General features: G+C 66.4%; 14 protein-coding genes. 11 read left to right on the top strand and 3 right to left on the bottom strand.

Translation table 11 applies throughout. The annotated features are described in order from the left end of the window. Positions 1 to 102 precede the first annotated feature (102 nt). Together ACIRA7_RS09015 and ACIRA7_RS09010 are read right to left on the bottom strand one after the other, a co-directional pair. Positions 103 to 1683: an Ig-like domain-containing protein gene (locus tag ACIRA7_RS09015; RefSeq protein WP_396220505.1), complete on the bottom strand. Its 1581-nt coding sequence runs from the start codon at positions 1681 to 1683 to the stop codon at positions 103 to 105. Between the two features lie 193 nt (positions 1684 to 1876). After that, positions 1877 to 4015 carry a transketolase C-terminal domain-containing protein gene (locus ACIRA7_RS09010; protein WP_396220504.1) on the bottom strand — a complete coding sequence of 713 codons (2139 nt, stop codon included), beginning with the start codon at positions 4013 to 4015 and terminating at the stop codon, positions 1877 to 1879. Positions 4016 to 4228: 213 nt separating this feature from the next. Between ACIRA7_RS09010 and ACIRA7_RS09005 the strand changes: the two genes are divergently transcribed. Genes ACIRA7_RS09005 through ACIRA7_RS08975 form a run of 7 tightly spaced genes read left to right on the top strand, consistent with a single transcriptional unit; the run spans position 4229 to position 11951 of the window. Continuing rightward, a complete protein-coding gene (locus ACIRA7_RS09005; RefSeq protein ID WP_396220503.1) occupies positions 4229 to 5026 on the top strand; it encodes an enoyl-CoA hydratase-related protein in 798 nt (265 codons plus the stop codon). Then, complete coding sequence (locus tag ACIRA7_RS09000) at positions 5023 to 6240, top strand: 3-hydroxyacyl-CoA dehydrogenase NAD-binding domain-containing protein (protein ID WP_396220502.1); 1218 nt, start codon at positions 5023 to 5025, stop codon at positions 6238 to 6240. The genes ACIRA7_RS09005 and ACIRA7_RS09000 overlap by 4 nt, the downstream gene beginning before the upstream one ends. Further along, the gene (locus ACIRA7_RS08995; protein WP_396220501.1) at positions 6237 to 6656 is read left to right on the top strand and encodes a hotdog fold thioesterase; all 420 of its coding nucleotides are present in this window, start codon (positions 6237 to 6239) and stop codon (positions 6654 to 6656) included. The genes ACIRA7_RS09000 and ACIRA7_RS08995 overlap by 4 nt, the downstream gene beginning before the upstream one ends. A gap of 10 nt (positions 6657 to 6666) precedes the next feature. Continuing rightward, positions 6667 to 7890, top strand: coding sequence for a 3-oxoadipyl-CoA thiolase (gene pcaF, locus ACIRA7_RS08990; protein ID WP_396220500.1), 1224 nt, complete (start codon positions 6667 to 6669; stop codon positions 7888 to 7890). A gap of 5 nt (positions 7891 to 7895) precedes the next feature. Next, positions 7896 to 8501: a transferase hexapeptide repeat family protein gene (locus ACIRA7_RS08985; protein WP_396220499.1), complete on the top strand. Its 606-nt coding sequence runs from the start codon at positions 7896 to 7898 to the stop codon at positions 8499 to 8501. Then, a complete protein-coding gene (gene paaZ / locus ACIRA7_RS08980) occupies positions 8501 to 10558 on the top strand; it encodes a phenylacetic acid degradation bifunctional protein PaaZ (protein WP_396220507.1) in 2058 nt (685 codons plus the stop codon). Before ACIRA7_RS08985 ends, paaZ begins: the two co-directional genes overlap by 1 nt. Beyond that, entirely contained in the window at positions 10551 to 11951 is a 1401-nt protein-coding gene (locus ACIRA7_RS08975; protein ID WP_396220498.1) for an MATE family efflux transporter, read from the top strand. The genes paaZ and ACIRA7_RS08975 overlap by 8 nt, the downstream gene beginning before the upstream one ends. A 19-nt stretch (positions 11952 to 11970) precedes the next feature. Here ACIRA7_RS08975 and ACIRA7_RS08970 read toward each other — a convergent pair whose 3' ends face one another. Continuing rightward, positions 11971 to 12744, bottom strand: coding sequence for a carboxypeptidase regulatory-like domain-containing protein (locus tag ACIRA7_RS08970; RefSeq protein WP_396220506.1), 774 nt, complete (start codon positions 12742 to 12744; stop codon positions 11971 to 11973). Positions 12745 to 13006: 262 nt separating this feature from the next. Between ACIRA7_RS08970 and ACIRA7_RS08965 the strand changes: the two genes are divergently transcribed. From ACIRA7_RS08965 to ACIRA7_RS08950, 4 genes are all read left to right on the top strand, one after another. Then, positions 13007 to 16090: a SusC/RagA family TonB-linked outer membrane protein gene (locus tag ACIRA7_RS08965; protein WP_396220497.1), complete on the top strand. Its 3084-nt coding sequence runs from the start codon at positions 13007 to 13009 to the stop codon at positions 16088 to 16090. A 26-nt stretch (positions 16091 to 16116) separates the two neighbouring features. Next, the gene (locus ACIRA7_RS08960) at positions 16117 to 17685 is read left to right on the top strand and encodes a hypothetical protein (RefSeq protein WP_396220496.1); all 1569 of its coding nucleotides are present in this window, start codon (positions 16117 to 16119) and stop codon (positions 17683 to 17685) included. Positions 17686 to 17800: 115 nt separating this feature from the next. Then, positions 17801 to 18817, top strand: a complete 1017-nt coding sequence (locus ACIRA7_RS08955) for a hypothetical protein (RefSeq protein WP_396220495.1) — start codon at positions 17801 to 17803, stop codon at positions 18815 to 18817. Positions 18818 to 18846: 29 nt separating this feature from the next. Then, positions 18847 to 19958, top strand: a 1112-nt coding sequence (locus tag ACIRA7_RS08950; RefSeq protein WP_396220494.1) for a TolB family protein, incomplete at its 3' end; no start/stop codon positions are given.

Here is a 19958-nt window from a genome sequence, read left to right as displayed (position 1 = left end):
TCGGGGGCACCCCCCCGGGGTTCCCCGGGCTCCGCCCCCCGACCCCCCCTCCCCCCTGCTCACTAGGGAGTTTGCCGTTTCAGTCCTTCAGCCCCGCAAGAACTACTTCAGATCCCCAAACGGCATGTGCCCAGCGCGCTCGTTCGCCGAGCGGCACGAGGTCGGCGCACCCTTGCCGTCCATCAGCTGCCAGATCTCGACGCGACGGTTCGGCGCCTGCGCGTCCTTGTTGGCCTTCGAGACGCGCGGACGCGGCGGGCCGGGATCGGCGTCGCCATTCGGCGCGATGATGCACTGCTCGCCGAAGCTCGACGACACGATGCGATCCTTGATCGACGCGGCGTCAGGGCCCGCGAGCTTGAGCAGCGTCGCCATGACGGCGGCGGCGCGGGTCTTCGCGAGCTTGTTGTTGTACCCTTCGTCGCCGTACCAGTCGGTGTGTCCTTCCACCGAGATGCGCAGCGTCGGGATGCGCTTCATGGCATCGAGCACAACCTTCAGCGTGTCCATGCCCGACTTCAGCACGACCGCCTTGTCGAAGTTGAACAGCGTTTCGTCAAGCGCCACGCGCGCCGCTTCAACCGCCTTGCAGTCCACCGTCGCCGACTTGGTCTGCGTGGTGCCGTAGGCCGTCTTGGTCACCGTGATCGTGGTGGAGCCGGCCGCGTTGCAAGTCACCGTGCCGTTGCTGACCGACGCGATCGAGGCATTGGCCGAGCTCCAGGTGACCGCGCCGAGATCGACGTTGTCCGCGTCAACGGCCTTGGCCGCGAACGAGAGCGTCTTGCCCACATCGGTGGATCCGCTGGCCGGCGTCAGCGACAGCGTCCACGCCGGAGGCGGCACCGTGACCGTGCTGGAGGCCGAGCGCTCGATCTTCTTCACGAGGCCCTTGCACGTGATCGTCGCCGTGCCGTTCTTGACGGCCGTGACCTTCGCGTTGTTGTCGACGGTGGCGACGGACGCATCGCTCGACGAGCACGTCAGGTTCATCACCTTCCGCATCTCGATCGGACGCGCCTTCATGTCCGCTGCCGACAGCGCGAACTGGCGGTTGCTGCCGCGCGCGATCGTGGCCGTGGCCGGATCGATCTTGAGCGCCCAGTCGAACTGCTCGACCGTCGCGCACGCACCGCGAAGCGCGTACGTCACGCCGGCACGGAGGCCAAGGTTGCGCGACGTGCCGTCGATGTTCTGTTCGTTCGGCGACGGGTTGTTGTCGAGAATGCCGTCAATGCGAGCGCCCCAACGGCCGCTCGAGCACAGCTTGATGCCCACGAGGCCCGTCATGCCGTCTTCGTACTCGTTCGCCGTGCTCCGGCCCGCATACACCGAGTTCACGTAACCGCCGCCGAGCACCAGGGACGCCTTCTTCGAAGGCACGAACGGAACGGTCAGCGTGGCAAGACCGCGGAACGGGCGGTAGGTGATGTCTTCGTTGGGCGTGCGGGTGGCCTTCGTGCTGCCGATCTGGATGTCGCCTTCGACACCGAACCACTTGTACACGGAGAGCCCCGCACGCGCGCCGACGCCGGCCACGTTATCGATGCGAACTTTGTCGTCGAGCTTGGTGTACTGCCCGAACGCACCAACTTCGATGCGCTCGCCGAGGCTCTGCGCCTGGGCCGTGGGGACCGCCGCCATCGCCGTCAGCAGCGAGAGACCGATCAGTCGTTTCGTCATAGAATCCTGTGCGTGAGTGCCGTAGAACGGGCACAATGATGGCCCGGTCGCCCGCCTGTGGGAGTGTTCGGGCCGGGCGTGTAAAACGTAAGCCATTGCAGCGCGGCGCGATACCTGCCCGTTGGTCCAGCGAACCTGCGCGGCCGGAACCGAGGGCGATACGGTCGGGGTGGCCGGGTGACCCGAGCCGCCGTTACACCGCCAGGAGCGCGTCCATCTCTGATTGGATCCGTTCCACGCCGGGGACGACGGCCTCCAGCAGAACCGTGTGGTATGGGACCGGAATATCCATCGGCGCCAGACGTCGCACCGGGGCATCGAGGTGCCAGAAGGCCTCCTGCGCGAGGACACCGGCGATCTCGGCGCCGAACCCGGCCGTCATGTTGTCCTCGTGCACGATCAGGCAGCGCCCCGTTCTTCGCACGGAGGCCAGCACCGTCTCCCGGTCCCACGGTGAGATCGTGCGCAAGTCGATCAGCTCCACGCGATCGCCGAACGCCTCGGCTGCCTCGCTGCAGCGATGCACCATCGCGCTCCAGGACACCACCGTGAGGTCGGTCCCCTCACGAACGATCCGCGCCTGCCCAAACGGGAGCACGTAGTCGTCACCCGGATAGCGGGCGCTGCCGTCGCCGGTCATGAGCAACGAGCGATGCTCGAAGAAGATGGAGGGATTCGGACTCCGCATCGCCGCCCGCAGCAATCCCACGGCATCGGCCGCATTCGACGGCATCGCCACCTGCCAGCCGTAGGCGTGCGCGAAGCGGACCTCGTCGCTGAGGCTGTGCCACGGATCGCCCACATCCTTGCCGAAGCCGCCCGGCATGCGCACCACGATCGGCGCCGCAAACCGGTTGGCCGTGCGCCACCGCATGGTGCCGGTGTTGTTCAGCTGCTCCGTGGCCGGGTCGGCATACTTGCGGAATTGAATCTCGGCCACCGGCATCAATCCACTGATCGCCATCGCCACCGCGCGGCCAATGATGCCCTCTTCCGACAGGCTCGTATCGAACACCCGCGCGTGGCCGAACTGCTTCTGCAGCCCTTCGGTCACGAGGTGCACGCCACCCTTGCGACCGACGTCCTCGCCGAACACGACGACCTTCGGATTGATCGCCAGCTCATGGCGCAACGTGCGACGGATCGCTTCGGCGTAGCGCAGTAACTCCCCGTCATCGCTCGGCGTATCGGTGCCGGGCAGCGCGGCGCGCTCGGCGCGCGACAAGCCGCCCATCGCTTCGGCAACATCTGGCGACTCGTCGGCCATCACATGCTGCCCGATGGTGGCAGGATCCGGGATGGTACGGGCCCGCGCCGCTTCGAGGCCGGCGGCAATGTCGCGCGCGACCTCCGCTTCGAGTTCGGTCCATTCATCGGCCGACAGCAACGCCGGCACGAGATAGTCGTGCAGCTTCGGCAGCGGATCGCGCGCCAGATCGGCCGCGATCTCGTCGTCGGTGCGATAGCCCTTCTGGTTGTCCGGCCCGGAGTGGCTGCACAGGCGCGGCACAGTCAGGCGCACCAGCGCCGGCCCTTCGCCGCGGCGCACGTGCGCCACCGCTTCCTGCAACAGGCCGGCCGCTTCGTGCGGATCCGTACCGCTGCCGTTGCGGATGAACAGGTTCGTGAACGACGCGAGATTGCGCGCGATGTCGCCGCCGGGCGTCTGCATGTCGCCGCGAACGCTGATGCCGAGATCGTTATCCTCGATGTAGAACAACATCGGCAGCTTGAGTGTGGTCGCCATCGTGAGCGACGCCCAGAAGCCACTGGTCGCGACCGAGGCGTCACCGCCCAGCGCCACGCTCATGCAGCCGGCGTAACTCGGGTCGCCCAGACTGTCGCGATGATACGTGATCGACTGCGCCCATCCCGCAGCAGGGGTGTACTGCGAGCCCACATCTCCAGACATCGGGAGGACCGTGCACCCGGCGCGGTTCGGCAGGTTGCACACCACGCCGATATCGCGGCCGTCGCTGAATCCGCCGGCGCGGCCGAGCGGGCTGCCGAAGGCATCGGGAATGGAGAGGCCGACCGAGAGCAGGAACGGACGCGAACGGTAGTAGGCGCCGGCGCCGTCGTGCATGCCGTCGATCAGCGATCCGAGAATCACCTGCGCCATGTCATGGCCGCGCGCTGAGAACTGGTACAGCACCAGGTGCTCGCGCGGCACGGAATTACGTAGACGATTCGTCGTCTCTTCGACCTCGTCGATCGAGCGGGAGACGAGCGTATGGTAGGCGATGCGACGCCAGTCGAATCCCGGGCGGGGCGTCGGCAGCGAAGCCGACGAGGCGCGGGCGACTGGCTGGACAGCGGACTTGGCAGGCATAGCCTACTAATCTGTCGAACCGCCTCCTCGATCGGGAGCGGAGACGCCATCATTGCGCGAAGTCCGCACCGGCGGTGGGCCTACGCGTGACGCTCGCCGAATCGGGGAGCAGGGTGTGGGCCAGTCCGTGAGGGTGGGACGTGCAAATACGAGGACCAAGCCGCGAAGCGCGTCCTTTGCCCCCTGCGCGCGGTGACGATGGTATTTTTCAGGATGTCCTCATCTACTCCCTCGCTTCTGATCGACCAGCGTGACGGTGTCCTCACCCTGACGCTGAATCGCCCCGACGTCCTCAACAGCTTCAATCGCGAGATGGCGGCCGGACTCCTCGCGGCGCTCCATGCCGCCGCTGGCGACGCCATGGTGCGCGCGGTCGTGCTGACCGGGGCTGGACGCGGCTTCTGCGCCGGCCAGGACTTGGCCGAGGCGTTGCCGCAGGGCGACGGTCCGATGCCGGACATCGGCGAGATCGTGAAGAGCTGCTACAACCCGATCATCCGCGCCATTCGCACCCTCGAGAAGCCGGTGCTGTGCGCGGTGAACGGCATCGCGGCAGGCGCCGGCGCGAACCTGGCGTTCGCCTGCGACCTCACGATCGCCGCCGACGACAGCAGCTTTGTGGAGAGCTTCGCGAAGCTCGGCCTCATCCCTGATACCAGCGGGACGTTCTTCGTGCCGCGTCTCGTGGGTACGCAGCGGGCGACCGGCATGTTCTTCCTGGCCGAAAAGATCCCCGCGCTGAAGGCCAAGGAGTGGGGACTGATCTGGGACGTGGCGCCCAAGGCGGAGCTCATGGCCACGGTGCAGGCGCTGGCCGCATCGCTCGCCACACAGGCCACGCGCGGATTCGGGCTCACCAAGCGCGCGATGAATGCGAGCTTCGCGAATTCGCTCGACGAACAGCTCGACGTGGAAGCGCAGGCGATGCACGAGGCGGGGCGCACCGCCGACTACGAGGAAGGCGTGCGCGCGTTTCTCGAGAAGCGGGCGCCTGTGTACCGCGGCGCATGAGCGACATGACGACGGACACGGGCAAGATGGTCGTTGGCGTGGTCGGCGCCGGCGCCATGGGCGCCGGGATCGCGCAGGTGGCGGCGGTACATGGACACGTGGTGGTGCTGGCCGACGCGCAGCCGGCGTCGATCGCGCGCGCGCGGTCTGGACATGCCAAGGCGCTGGCCCGCGACGTTGAGAAAGCGCGGCTCACGCGCGAGCAGGCCGATGCCGTGCTGGCCCGCATCACCTACGTGGATGGCGTGAGCCCGGAACAGTTGACGGCCTTCGCCTCCTGCGGCGTCGTGATCGAGGCGATCATCGAGCAGCTCGCCGCCAAGCAGCAGCTGCTGCGCGCGCTCGAAGCCATCGTGGCCCCGACGGCCTTGCTGGCCTCGAACACGTCGTCGCTCTCCATCGCGGCGCTGGCCGGCTCGTGCACGAACACGGAGCGCGTGGTGGGGGTACATTTCTTCAACCCGGCGCCGGTCATGCCGCTGGTGGAGATCATCCCGTCCATCACCACGTCGGAGGCCGTGATCGCCGATGCGCGCGCGCTGGCGACCGCATGGGGCAAAACCACGGTGCTCGCCGCCGATACGCCGGGGTTTCTGGTGAATCGCGTGGCCCGCTCGTTCTATGGGGAGTCGCTGCGCATGCGCGAGGAAGGCATTGCCGACTGCGCCACCATCGACTGGGCGATGCGCACCGTCGGCGGGTTCCGCATGGGCCCGTTCGAACTCATGGACTTCATCGGCCTCGATGTGAACTTCGCGGTCACGCGGTCGGTGTTCGAGGGCATGTTCCTCGATCCGCGCTATCGGCCGTCGCATGCGCAGCAGCGCCTCGTCGAGGCCGGCTGGCTGGGCCGGAAAACGCAGCGCGGGTTCTACGACTATCGCGAGGGCGCGGCCGCACCGGCGCCCCATGAAGATCCGGCGTTGGCGGAGCGGATCGTGGGCCGTGTGCTGGCGATGCTCGTGAACGAAGCGGTGGATGCCGTGCATCTGCAGCTCGCGTCGGTGCAGGACATCGAGCTCGCCATGACGACGGGCGTCAACTATCCCCGCGGGCTGCTGCAGTGGGGAGACGATATCGGTGCCGCGAACGTGCTCGCGCAGCTGCAGGCGCTGCAGTCGGAAACGGGCGACGATCGCTATCGCCCCAGTGTTCGCTTGCGCCGTGCGGTGCAGGCCGGGGCCTCATTACTCGACGCACGGCGGTACGCATGACCACACCCCCGGCGGCTAACGTCGTCCACACGCTGATGGCGCGTGACCGCTTCTCGCAGTGGCTCGGTATCGAAGTGCTCGAGGCGGCCGTCGGTCGCTCGGTGCTGCGCATGACGATTCGCGACGACATGGTGAACGGCTTCGGGACGTCGCATGGTGGCATCCTGTTTTCGCTCGCCGATAGCGCGTTCGCCTTCGCGACGAACGCCTGTGGCGTCCTCAGTGTGGCCATCGACTGCACCGTCAGCTTCCCCGTGGCTGTGCGCCCAGGTGACGTGCTCACCGCCACCGCGATCGAGCAGAGCACGACCAAGCGTCTGGCCTTCTGCGAGGTGACGGTGCGCAATCAGGACGATGTGATCGCCGGCCACTTCCGCGGCACGGTGTACCGCACGGCCACTCCTCATCAGCTGTGAATCGGACCATATGAACGACGCCTACATCATCGAGGGAGTGCGCACGCCGATCGGCAACATCGGTGGCGCGCTGAGTCCCGTGCGCGCCGACGACCTGGCGGCGCATGCGATCGCGTCGCTCGTCGCACGCGTCGCGGAGCGCTCCGCCGCCTTCGATCCCGCGCAGATCGCCGATGTCATGCTCGGCTGCGCCAATCAGGCCGGCGAAGACAATCGCAACGTGGCCCGCATGGCGGCGCTGCTGGCCGGGCTGCCGGTCACGGTGCCCGGTGAGACGGTGAATCGGTTGTGCGCCTCCGGCTTGAACGCCGTGGCCAGTGCGGCCCGCGCCATCAAGGCCGGTGAAGGCGATCTGTATGTGGCCGGCGGCGTGGAGAGCATGACGCGCGCGCCGTACGTCATGTCGAAGGGGGCCACCCCGTTCGCGCGTGACGTGCAGCTGTTCGACACCAGCCTCGGCTGGCGCTTCGTGAATCCGACGATGAAGCAGTTGCACGGCACCGACTCCATGGGCGAGACGGCCGAGAACGTGGCCGCGCAGTACGGCGTGTCGCGCGACGATCAGGATGCGTTTGCGATGCGTTCGCAACAGAAGGCGGCGGCCGCGCAGCGCGAGGGACGTCTGGCCGAGGAGATCGTGCCGGTGTCCATCCCGCAGCGGAAAGGCGAGGCGGTGCTGGTGTCTCAGGATGAATTCCTGCGTCCCGAGACGTCCATGCAGACGCTCGCCAAGCTCAAGCCGGCCTTCCGGCACGATGGCCACGGCTCGGTCACGGCGGGCAACGCCAGTGGCCTCAACGACGGCGCGGCCGCGCTACTGATCGCCTCGGGCGGGGCGGCGTCGCACCACGGCCTTACCCCGATCGCGCGCATCGTGTCGAGCGCGGCGGCCGGTGTCGAGCCGCGCATCATGGGCATGGGTCCGGTACCGGCCACTCGGCTGGCGCTGTCGCGGGCCGGGCTCCGGCTCGATCAGATGGACGTGATCGAATTGAACGAAGCGTTCGCCGCCCAGGGGCTGGCGTGCCTTCGTGAACTCGGCATGGCCGACGACGATGCGCGCGTGAACCCGAACGGCGGCGCCATCGCCCTTGGTCATCCGTTGGGCATGAGCGGAGCCCGCCTCGCCCTTACGGCGGCGCGCGAGCTGCGCCGTCGCAACGGCCGCTTCGCCCTGTGCACCATGTGCATCGGTGTAGGGCAGGGCTTCGCCATGATCATCGAGCGGGTCTGAGCGCCGTGATCTACGCGTTTGACGGATTCACGCCGGTGGTGCACGAAACGGCCTTCGTGCATCCGCAGGCGTCGGTCACGGGCAACGTGACGATCGGGCGTGACGTGTACGTGGGCCCCGGCGCCGCCATTCGCGGTGACTGGGGCGGTATCGTGATCGAGGACGGCTGCAACGTGCAGGAGAATTGCACGATTCACATGTTCCCGGGTGTGGTGGTGCGCTTGGAGGCGAGTGCGCACATCGGACATGGTGCGATCGTGCACGGCGCGCACATCGGGGCGAACGCCCTCATCGGCATGAACGCCGTGATCATGGACAACGCCGTGGTCGGTGCGGGGTGCGTGGTGGGGGCGCTCTGCTTCGTGCCCACCGGCATGGAGATTCCGCCGCGCAAAGTGGTAGTTGGCAATCCCGCCAAGATCGTGAAGGACGTGACCGACGACATGCTGGACTGGAAGACGTCGGGCACGCAGTTGTATCAGCAGTTGCCGGCGGCGATGCGCGCGAGTTGGCGTGCGGTGGAGCCGCTGCGCGAAATCCCCGTTGATCGCCCCACGCAATCGAGCGTGTTGAAGAACTGGAAGGACACCCGCGAGGGAGGAACCACGTGATGTACATGCTCAAGAACTATGCGATGGGGCAGTGGGTCGAAGGCACCGGCCGCAAAGTTGACCTGTTCGATGCCGTCACCGGCGAGAAGATCGGCGAGTCGTCCAGCGAGGGGCTCGATTTCAAGGCGATGATGCATTACGCCCGCTCGGTGGGCGGCCCAGCGATGCGCGCGCTCACGTTCCATCGGCGTGCGGCGATGCTCAAGGCGATCGCCAAGGTGTTGATGGAGCGCAAGGACGACTTCTATGCGCTGTCGTATCTCACCGGCGCGACGAAGACGGATTCGTGGGTGGACATCGAGGGTGGCATCGGCACGTTCTTCGCGTACGCGAGCCGCGGTCGTCGCGAGTTCCCGAACGAATGCTTCCATGTAGAGGGGCCTACCGAGCCGTTGTCGAAGCACGGGACCTTCGTGGGACGCCACATCCTGGTGCCCATCGAAGGCGTGGCGGTCCACATCAACGCCTTCAACTTCCCCGTGTGGGGCATGCTCGAGAAGCTGGCCCCGGCGCTGCTGGCCGGTGTGCCGTGCATCGTGAAGCCCGCCACGGCGGGCAGTCACCTCGCCGAAGCGGTCTTCCGGACCATCGTGGACACGGGCATCCTGCCCAACGGCGCCATTCAGCTGGTGTGCGGCAGCGCCGGCGATATGCTCGACCATCTCGAAGAGCAGGATGTTGTGGCCTTCACCGGCTCGGCGGCCACTGGCCAGAAGCTCAAGAGCGGCGCGGCCGTGGTGAAGAACTCCGTGCGCTTCAACATGGAAGCGGATTCGCTCAACTGCTCCATCCTGGGTCCCGACGCGGTACCGGGCACCGAAGAGTTCGATCTGTTCATCAAGGAAGTCACCCGCGAGATGACGACGAAGGCGGGGCAGAAGTGCACCGCGATCCGTCGCTCCATCGTGCCGGCCGGACTCGAGGAGGCCGTGATCACGGCGCTGTCGAAGCGCCTTGCCGCGACCACCATCGGTGCGCCCACCGCCGACGGGGTTCGCATGGGTCCGCTGGCCAGTCGGGCCCAGGTGAACGCGGTGCGCTCCGCCGCCGAGATGATCCGTCACGGTGCCGAACTGGTGTTCGGCGGTGGCGATTTCGACGTCGTGGGCGCCGATCGTGAGAAGGGCGCGTTCTTCTCACCGATGCTGATGGTGTGCGACGAGCCGCTCACGCGGCTCGAGGCGCATGACATCGAGGCCTTTGGTCCGGTGAACACCGTCATGCCGTATCACTCGATTGAGGAGGCGGTGCAGCTGGCGCGCCTGGGCAAGGGTTCGCTGGTCGGCTCACTCGTCACGGCCGATCCGAAGGTGGCGCGCGATGTCATCCTTGGCACGGCCGCCTACCATGGTCGTATGCTCGTGCTCGATCGCACCAGCGCCAAGGAGAGCACTGGCCATGGGTCACCGTTGCCGCAGCTGGTGCATGGCGGACCGGGACGCGCCGGCGGTGGCGAGGAAATGGGCGGCGCGCGCGGCGTCGCGCACTACATGCAGCGCGTCGCGTTGCAAGGCAGCCCCAGCATGATCACGGCGATCACGCGCGAATGGACGAAGGGCGCCGACGAGCATACCGACGCCGTGCATCCGTTCCGGAAGACCTTCGACGAGCTCGAGATCGGCGACACGCTGATCACGAAGTCGCGCACGATTACGCTGGGTGATATCGAAGCGTTCGCCAATCTGAGCGGTGATACGTTCTACGCGCACATGAACGACGACGACGCCCGCAGCAACGGCGTGTTTGAAGGGCGCGTGGCGCACGGGTACTTCATCGTGTCGGCGGCGGCCGGTTTGTTCGTGGAGCCGGCGCTCGGACCGGTGCTGGCAAACTACGGCATGGAGAAGCTGCGCTTCACGAAGCCGGTGTATCCGGGCGACACCATTCACGTGCGCCTCACGGTCAAGCAGAAGACCGCGAAGGACACGCCCGAGGGCACGATTCCGCAGGGCGTGGTGGAATGGGATGTCGAGGTGATGAATCAGGCCAACGAGGCGGTGGCCGTGTACTCCATCCTGACGCTGGTGCGCCGGAGTGAGCCGGCGCTGGTTGACTAGCCCCACCGGGACTGCGCGCACGCTCGATCGGTCCATCGTCGATGGACCGATCGGTGCGGCCATGTGGCGCATGGCCTGGCCGACCGTCGTACAAAACATGATCGGTGGACTGCAGGGCATGATCGACCACGCCATGGTCGGTCACTTCGTCGGGTTCTCCGGTAACGCCGGGATCGGCGTCGGTCTGCAGATCTTTCTCGTGGTCATGGTGTTTCTGGCGTCGCTCTTCAGCGGCATGGGTGTGCTCATTGCACGGTTTGCCGGTGCGGGCGACGTGGCCGGCGTGAATCGCGCTGCGTCGCAGGCATTCCTGCTCGCCGTCGTACTGTCCGTCGGTGTGCTCGCACCACTTGGCTACGTCGCGGCACCGTGGTTACTCGGCCTCGTCAATGCCACGCCGGCGGTGCTGCACGAATCGCTGCCGTTCCTGCGCATCATGTTCGTGTTCGGGTTCGGCATGATGCTCTTCTTCATGCTGGGCGGCGCCCTGCGTTCGGCCGGTGATGCGCGCACGCCCCTCAAGCTTGGCCTCGCCGTCACGATCGGCAACATCCTGTTCAACGTGCTCTTCATTCGCGGCTTCGGCCCCGTGCCGGCGTTCGGCACGCGTGGCGCCGCGATGGGCACTGTGCTGTCGAGCGGTCTCGTTGGTGCGTACGCCATCTACAAGCTGTTCAGCGGCAGCTGGGTGATCGACTTCCGCCACGTGAGCTGGAAGCCCGATTGGGAGATCATCCGGGCGCTCTTCCGCTTCGGGCTTCCCACCGGGTTGCAGGGCATCGCAATGAACATCGCCGGCGTGTTGCTGCTGCGCTTTATCGGGGCCACCAGCATGAGCGCCGAAGCGCAGGCCGCCTATGCGGTCGGCTATTCGCAGCTCTTCTCGCTGGTCACGTGGACGTCGGTTGGATTGATGGGCGCGGCGGCGGCGATCGCCGGGCAGAACCTCGGGGCGGGACAGCCGGAGCGCAGTCGGCAGGCGGTGTGGCAGGCCGCGCGCATGGGACTCGTCATCGCCGTGGTGATGGGCAGCCTGTTCCTCGCGATTCCGGGCCAATTGCTCGGACTCTTCGGCCTCACGCAGCCTGACACCGTACGTATTGGCACCGAGCTGCTGGCTTACCTCAGCGTGTCCGGCTTGTTCATTACGGTGGCGCTCACGTTCACGGGCGGCTTGCAGGGCACCGGCGACACGCGGAGTCCGTTGTTCATCACGTTGGCCTCGCAGTTCGCGCTGCCCATCGGCCTGCTGAGCGTACTGCAAGCCATGCGACCGCTCCATCCCCGCGACATCTGGATGGCGATCGTGTTGGGCCACGCGCTCCGCTGTGCGCTGAGCGTGTGGCGTTTCGAGCAGGGCAAGTGGAAGGCGATCGAGGTGAAGCTGGCGTGAGCGCGGCCGGCCGCGCCCGTTACTTCCGCTTCTCGGCCCGCCCGTTCGTGGTCCAGATGACGATCACGCCGCAGCCGGCGTTGGTGCCGGCGAACTCGCCCGGCACGTCACTGGCGCCGGTGTACACCTCGACCCCCTGAATGTCTCGGACCGGAACGAGCGGGCCGAACATGTTGTCGACGCGCTCATCGACGACGTAATCGGGAGAGCAGCCCAATGGAGCACGGGCCATCTGCACCAGACAGGTCGACCCGGCGCACGAGTAGCGCACCCCGCGCAGCGGGCGCATGGCGTCCTGTAGGGTGGCGAACTGCCCCTCCTCGAGCTGGCTGCGGGTGAGGTACTGTCCGCGGCCGGTGGTGCGGCGACGCTCGAAGTCGTCGAATCGGCGCCCGGCCGACATCGGGGCGGTCACCGGCACAGTGGGCAGCGCCTGCGCCTTCGCGCTATCGGCGGGCGAGAGGACGAGCCCGACCGGGTCGAGTTCGAGATCGCGCTCCATCACCTCGCGCAGCGCGAACGCCAGCGTCACCGATCCGCGGGTGTAGCCAGCGGCGCTGACCAGAAAGCGGTGAATGCCGACTTTCAGCCCATCGATCCGATACCGGCCGGCGGAGTCGGTCTTGGCGCTGGCCCCGGTCGTCGTGGCGGCGACCGTGGCCCCGACCAGCGGGGCGCCGGACACGGCGTCGAGGACGCGGCCGCGCAGCGTCGCGCCCTGCGCCGAGAGCGGCGCCGAGAGCGGCGCCGAGACGAGGGAGAGTCCGAGTACCACGGTGACGCACCGCACCATCGCCACGACCCGGGTCACCGGCGTCGCCGGCGGGCGTGGGGTGCTCCTGCGCTGCTGCTGGGTTCGGTGTCTGAAAAAGCCGACATAATAATTCCCGTAAGGGGTGGACCGGCGGGACCACTACCCGTGACCATATAAAATGTTCCGATCTAGTGACGCCTACGTCACAGTACTGGTTATTTTAATGGCCGTGGTTCCAAACGGCTTGAAAGCGCGTCAAGTCGCACTCCCTCGGGACGAACGCACCTTACAAGGAGCAGGAATGCATCACGTCACGCGGCTGTTCATCGCCGCCGCCACCACACTGGGCTTCGTACTGCAACCCGACGCCGCGCAAGCGCAGGCGACGATGACCATCACCGGTCGCGTCACCTCGAACGGGCAGCCGTTAGGTGGTACGCAGGTCGGTATTGTCGAACTCGCGGCCGGATCGGTCACCGACCAGCAGGGACGCTACTCCTTCACCGTCGATCCGGCGCGCGCCAGCAGGCCCGTCAGTCTGCTTGCGCGCAGCATCGGGTACCGTCCGATCCGTCGCTCGATCACGCTCGCGGCGGGACGCAGTGAGCAGAATTTCGAGCTCGAGAAGGACGTGCTGAACCTGGAAACGGTCGTCACGACCGGCGTGTCGGAAGCGACGTCGCAGAAGAAGACGACGTTCGCGGTCGCCGCGGTGGACAACGCCCAGATCAAGGAAGCGCCGGCCTCCTCCCCGCTCGGCGCGCTCAGCGGCCGCGTGGCCGGTGCCAGCGTGACGGCGGTCAACGGTGAGCCCGGCTCGGCGCCCCGCATCCGACTCCGTGGCCCGACGTCGCTTACGGGCAGCCAGGATCCGCTCATCATCGTCGACGGCACGATTTCGCGCCTGTCGCTCGCCGATATCAACTCGGAAGACATCGAGCGCATCGAAGTCATCAAGGGCGCGGCGGCGAGCTCGCTGTACGGGTCCGACGCCGCCAACGGCGTGGTGCAGATCTTCACGAAGCGTGGTGCGGCGCTGGCCGCCGGCCAGACCAGCGTGACGGTGCGCAACGAGTACGGCAGCAACGACCTCCGCAAGACGGTTCCGAACAACTTCTCGCACCCGTATAAGGTCACGGCCGCGGGCGAGTTCGCGCGCGATGCGAACGGCAATCGCATCCAGGAAGACGACAAGATCTCCGACAATTCGTACCCGAAGGTGTTCGATCAGCTCGGCGACGTGTTCCGGTCGGGACAGTTCATGACGAACTACATCTCGGTCGGCCAGCGCAACGAGAAGTCGAACTTCAACGCCTCCTTCCAGAACACCAAGGATCAGGGCATCGCGAATCTCCTGAGCGGCTACAACCGTCAGAACTTCCGCATGAACCTCGATCTCGAACTTCACCCCAAGCTCGACCTGCAGACCGGTGCGTTCTACGGCCAGTCCAAGGCCGACCAGGCCGAGGACACCTCGGGCGACGCGTTCTTCGGTCTGCGTTTCCTCGAGCCGAATATCGACCTGCTGGAGAACAACCCGAACGGCACGCCGTACAAGGCCGCCATTCGCCAGACGCCGGCGTCGGGCAACGTGAGCAACCCGCTGTACAACTGGTCGAACATCCAGAACCTGAGCGACCGGAACCGTTTCACGGGCACGCTCAAGGTGCGCTACCGCCCGTTCCAGTGGCTCACGTACGAAGCCAACACGAACTTCGATCGTGGCTCGCGTGAACTGCGCCGGTACACGCCGCTGGGCTACATCGGTTCCACCGGCACGGTCAGCAAGGGTAACATCTCCAGCGACGTCGACCAGACCAGGGCCTACAATCTCGGCAGCACGCTCACGGCCACCAAGGCGACTTCCTGGTTCACGAACACCACCAAGCTGGCGTGGGTGTACGAAGACCAGAACAACACCGGCACTAGCGTGTTCGCGTCGTCCCTCACGGTGCCGCGCGTGACCGAGTTCTCGGCCGCTTCGCGTGATCCGGAGAGCCCGATCATTCCGGGGTCGTACACGCAGCCGATCCGCAATCAGAATTTCTTCGCGATTACCACCTTCGACATCAAGGACAAGTTCATCGTCGACGGACTCCTTCGTCGTGACGAGTCGTCGCTGTTCGGAACCGATCAGCGCTCCAAGCTCTTCAAGCGAATCTCGGGCGCTTATCGCGTGTCGGAAGACTTCAAGCTTCCTGGCGTCGACGAATTCAAGCTCCGGATGTCCTACGGCGAGGCGGGGCTCCGCCCGGTGTTCGATGCGCAGTACGAGCAGTTCGCCATCCAGGGTGGCAGCCCGGTCAAGATCACGCTCGGCAACCCGAATCTCCGTCCGGCCTTCTCGCGCGAAATTGAAGCCGGCCTCAACGTGAACTTCCTCAAGAACTTCACGTTCGAGTACAGCTACTCCAGCAAGATCACCGACGACCAGATCCTGAACGTGCCGGTATCGGCCGCCACGGGTTTCCAGTCGCAGTGGCTCAACGCCGGCTCGCTCGGCGGCAAGACGCACGAAATCCTGCTCGGCGCCGTCCTGGCCAGCAAGAAGGATTTCCTCTGGCGTGTCAACGTCGCGGGTGACCGCACGCGTCAGGTCGTGCGCAGCCTCGACGTGCCGCCGTATCTGGTGGGACCGGTGGCGAACACCACCATCTTCCGTCTCGCCTCCGGCCAGCCGTTCGGTATCGTGTACGGCAGCAAGTGGCTCCGCTCGGCCGATCAGGTCAGCGAGATGATCGCCTCGAAGCGTCTGTCGGGGACGGCCGCCGATTACGTGCAGAACGAAGAAGGCTTCTACGTCGCCAAGAGTGCGTGGCGCACCGGCGCCGAGCGTCCGATCAAGTTCGCCGACGCCACCGGCAACACGCTGTTCCAGATCGGTGACGTGAACCCCGACTTCAACTTGAACTTCAACACCCAGATGAACTGGAAGAAGTTCTCGGTCACGGCGGTGGTGAACTGGGTGCAGGGCGGGGACATCTACAACTACACGCGCCAGTGGCCGTTCTTCGACCAGCGCGATCCGGCGTTCGACCAGCGTGGCAAGCCGGAGGTCGAGAAGAAGCCGACGACGTACTACGCCACGTTCTACAACAACTTCGATGCCAACGATTACTTCGTGGAGAACGGCAGCTACGTCCGCCTGCGCGAACTGGCCGTGAACTACCAAATCCCGGCGTCGCTGGTGAAGCGCGTGGGTATGGGTGACGGACGCACAGCGCGTCTCGGCATCGTCGGTCGGAACCTGTTCACGTCCACGAAGTACTCCGGCTACGATCCGGACGTCTCGGGTGGCGGTGCCAACCCGTTCGCGTATCGCGTCGACTACTTCACGTATCCGATCTTCAAGACCTTCACGTTCATGCTGGAGCTCGGACTGTGAGCGCCGCCAACCGGAGTTTTGAATTCATGCGAAATCGCATCCTCGCGGTCGGCATGGGGGCGCTGTTCCTCGCCGGCTGCAACACGCTCGACGTCGAAAACCCGAACGCGCCCGATTCCAAGCGCGCACTCGCCGATCCGGCCGCCATCGAGGCGGTGGCCGGCGGAACCCTGCGGTCGTGGTTCAATACCTACGACGGCATGGAAGGCGGTGGTCCACTCAACACGATGGCCCGGTCGTATTCGGCCTCGTGGAACAACTACAACATGAACTACTACTCGTCGATCGACGCTGATGGCACGCGCAACACGCGCGCCTATCAGAACGATCTGGCGTCGGCCGGTCGCTCCACGATGCTCGGCTACTGGCAGGGGTACTACAGCACCCTGTCGTCAGCGGTCGATGTGCTCACGGCGATTCGCAAGAACAACCTCGTCATTACTACCGCGGCCAATACCAAGCGGGCGGAGACGATTGCGCAGCTGATGCGTGGTGCCTCACTCATGGGCATCGCGCTCAACTACGACAAGGGGTACGTGATCGACGAGAACACGGACCTCACTACGCTCGAGTACAAGACGCGCAAGCAGGTGCGCGATGCGGCCGTCGCGTCGTTCGCCGAGGCGGCGACATTGGCCGCGGCCAACTCGTTCACCACGCCGAGTGGATGGACCAACGGCACGGCGTATACGAATACCCAGATCGCGCAGCTGGCGCGCACGATGGCGGCGATGACGCTCGCCTACTATCCCCGCACGCCGGAAGAAAACGCCGCCGTCGACTGGGCGGCCGTGTCGGCGCTCGCCGCCGGCGGTATTTCCTCGGGCGCGAAGTTCGATTTCAACTTCACCGGTGATGGCTGCTCGTCGTGGTGCCACGAAATTCTGTACTGGTTCAACGCGTTTGACGGTGGTCGCGTCAGCACGCGCGTGGCAAACCTGCTCGATCCCGCCACGCAGCGCACGCCGTATCCGGCCGGCGGAAACGCCCGTCCGAACTCCCCCGACAAGCGTCTCGGAGACGGCTCGTTCGGACCGAACGACCCGGATTTCTCGGGCTATTTCGGCGTGTTTCCCAAGACCGCGAACGGCGGCACCGACTTCGTGTACTCCACGGAAGAGATCTTCCGCCCGGATCGTGGTATGTACCACCAGTCCAACATCGGACACATCCGCTACGACAAGTCCGGCGAGCAGTCGCCGAACGGGATCTACGGTGGTTTCGGTGTGGCGCCGGTGATCACCCGCAACCAGAACGATCTGCTCTGGGCGGAGGCCGAGCTGCGCCGCTCGGGTGGCAACCTGACCACGGCGGCGAACCTGATCAACAACACGCGCGTCGATCGTGGTGGCCTCTCGCCGGCCACCGCCGGCGAAGGACAGGCGTCGCTGCTCACGAAGCTGATCTACGAGCAGGAAGTCGAACTGCTCGGCCTCGGGGCGACGCCGTACTACCAGCGTCGTCGCGTCACCGGCGGCTTGCTCGTCGGTACGCCGCGTGAAATGCCGGTGCCGGCCAAGGAACTCGCCGTGAAGAACCAGGAGTTCTACACGTTCGGTGGCACGGGGAGCGCCAACAGCCCGACCCCGCCGTGATGCATCGTCGGCCCCCGATCATCATCGCGTGATCGGGTCGTGAGGACAGAGAGGCCGAGCGCACACGCGTTCGGCCTCTCTGGTTATTCCGGTCGCTCCTTGGTTTCTTATGCGCATGCCACTCCGTTCTCGTTCCCGCGACGCCGGTCGTCGTGCGGCGTTCGTGTGCTGTACGGTGCTCGCCGCCTGTCGAGAGGGCGTTCCCGCCACGTCGCGAACGGCCGCTGGCGCGCCGACGGCGCCAGTGATGCCTGAGGCGCTCGCGCTGACGGTCGTCGCGACGGACGGTCGATGGGAAGCCCGTGCCGAGGGCGACAGCGCCGTACGTGTCTTGGTCACGTCCCGCCGTGATGATCGCATGACGGCGCGACTGTGCGGACATCTGGTAACGCGCAGCGTCGCGGCGTCGGCGATTCCGTTCGGCTTGCCGATCGATACCACGATGCCTCCGCTGGCGATTCGGTTGGTCGACGGTGACAGCCTGAGCGGGCTGCGCTACCTCGTGCCCGGTGTGCAGGGGTACTACCGTTTCGAAGGCGTCAGTCGTGACGGATCGCGCCGCGTGAGCGTACGCTGGCCTGTCACGAGTGACCCCGCGCAGCCCATTCCGGCCGGCGCGGCGGATTCGCTCATCGAAGCTTCGGTGATACCCAACCCGTACCTGCTCGACACTGCCATCCGATCCATGCGGCCCGGCTCCAGCGAAATCGATCGGGCGTCTGGGGCGTTGCCGCCAGTCGATTCGGCGCGGGTATCGGCGACGCCACTCGATCGGGACTTTCCCGACCAGCCGTTTCTGTTGAGCGACGCCTGCCCGCAGGCGACGATCCTGCTGCCGGTGCTCGCCCGAGTCGATCAGAAGCTGCGCGTTCCCGTGAGTCCCGGCGATCGCGTGCGCGCCCGGGCGTTGCAAGGCGAAGGCACGGTGCAGCTCTCCTTCGACGAGGCGCCACCGTCGGCCACGCCGCCTGCACTGCGAGAGGCGATCCCCGACGTGTCATTTACCTCGCCCGGGAGCGGGCGGGCCACGCTGCGCGTGCGTGTGCAGGTGGTGCCGCGTGTGCAGAAGGCTGAACAGTCGATCGTGCTGACCGTTGGACGGACGCCAGCGAGGCGCAACGGCGGGACGTAGTTTCGGGGAGACCTTCTACCCACCTCACTATGCCATTCGCGCGTTTGCACGCTCGCTCGCTTCGCGGTGCGCTCACCGTCGTCGCCCTGGTCAGTCCTGTGCTGTCATCGCGGGCGCTGGCTCAGTCTTCCGGTTCCGGTAAGGCGACCATCGAGCAGTTCATGTCGCCGGCCTCGCCGCTCACGCTCGCGTCGGCCAGGAAGGCGGACCGCATCGCGTGGATGGTGTACGATCGCGGCCTCCGCAACGTGTACACGGCCGCGGCGCCTGACTTCCGTGCGGCGCGGGTCACCAGCTTTCTCAAGGACGACGGCACCGACCTCACGGACGTCGAGCTTTCGGATGATGGCAGCATCATCGTGTTCGTGCGCGGCTCCGCGCCGAACCGGTTCGGATGGGTCGCCAATCCATCACACGATCCCAATGGCGCCGAGCGCGCGATCTGGGCCGTGCGCGCCTCTGGCGGGCCCGCTTGGCGCGTGGCACAGGGTGCGGCACCGGAGCTGTCGCCCGATGGACGTACGGTGCTCTTCACGCGCGACGGGCAGATCTATCGCGCCCGCGTGATGCGCGGGGCGCCGGTCACCGCTGTCGATACGGGCGGCGTGCCATTCATTCAGGCTTGGGGCCGCAACGGATCGCCCACGTGGTCGCCCGACGGCAAGCGCATCGCCTTCGTGAGCGATCGGGAGAATCATGCGTTCATCGCCGTGTATGACGTGGCCGCCCGCACGGTGACGTACATCGCGCCCAGTGTGGACTGCGACGGCGGTCCGACGTGGTCACCCGACAGCAAACGACTGGCGTTCTATCGGCGTCCCGGAACGCCCTTCGGACTGCAGCAGCAGCGCGGGGCCGGTGGCATCGGGAATCCGGCGGGTCCGGCGGCGACGGCAAGCGCGGTACCGCCGGCCGGTAATCCATCCGGGGGCTGCGGGGCGGGCGTCGGCGGCGGTGCGGCGCGTACGGCTGGTCTCGCAGGGCGTTCCGACTCGACCCGCGCGGGACTTCGGCAGTCACCCGGCTTCTACTCGGCCACCTTCGCCGCCGGTCACACGCTCGAGCTCATGATCGCCGACGTCGCCACCGGTGAAGCGAAGCGCGTGTGGCGCAATGCGCCGCGCGACAGCGTGTTCACGTC

Source organism: Gemmatimonas sp. (assembly GCF_044376735.1).
GTDB lineage: Bacteria > Gemmatimonadota > Gemmatimonadetes > Gemmatimonadales > Gemmatimonadaceae > Gemmatimonas.
Note: the sequence above shows the minus strand (reverse complement) of the source record. Positions and strands in the feature narration are given on the sequence as shown.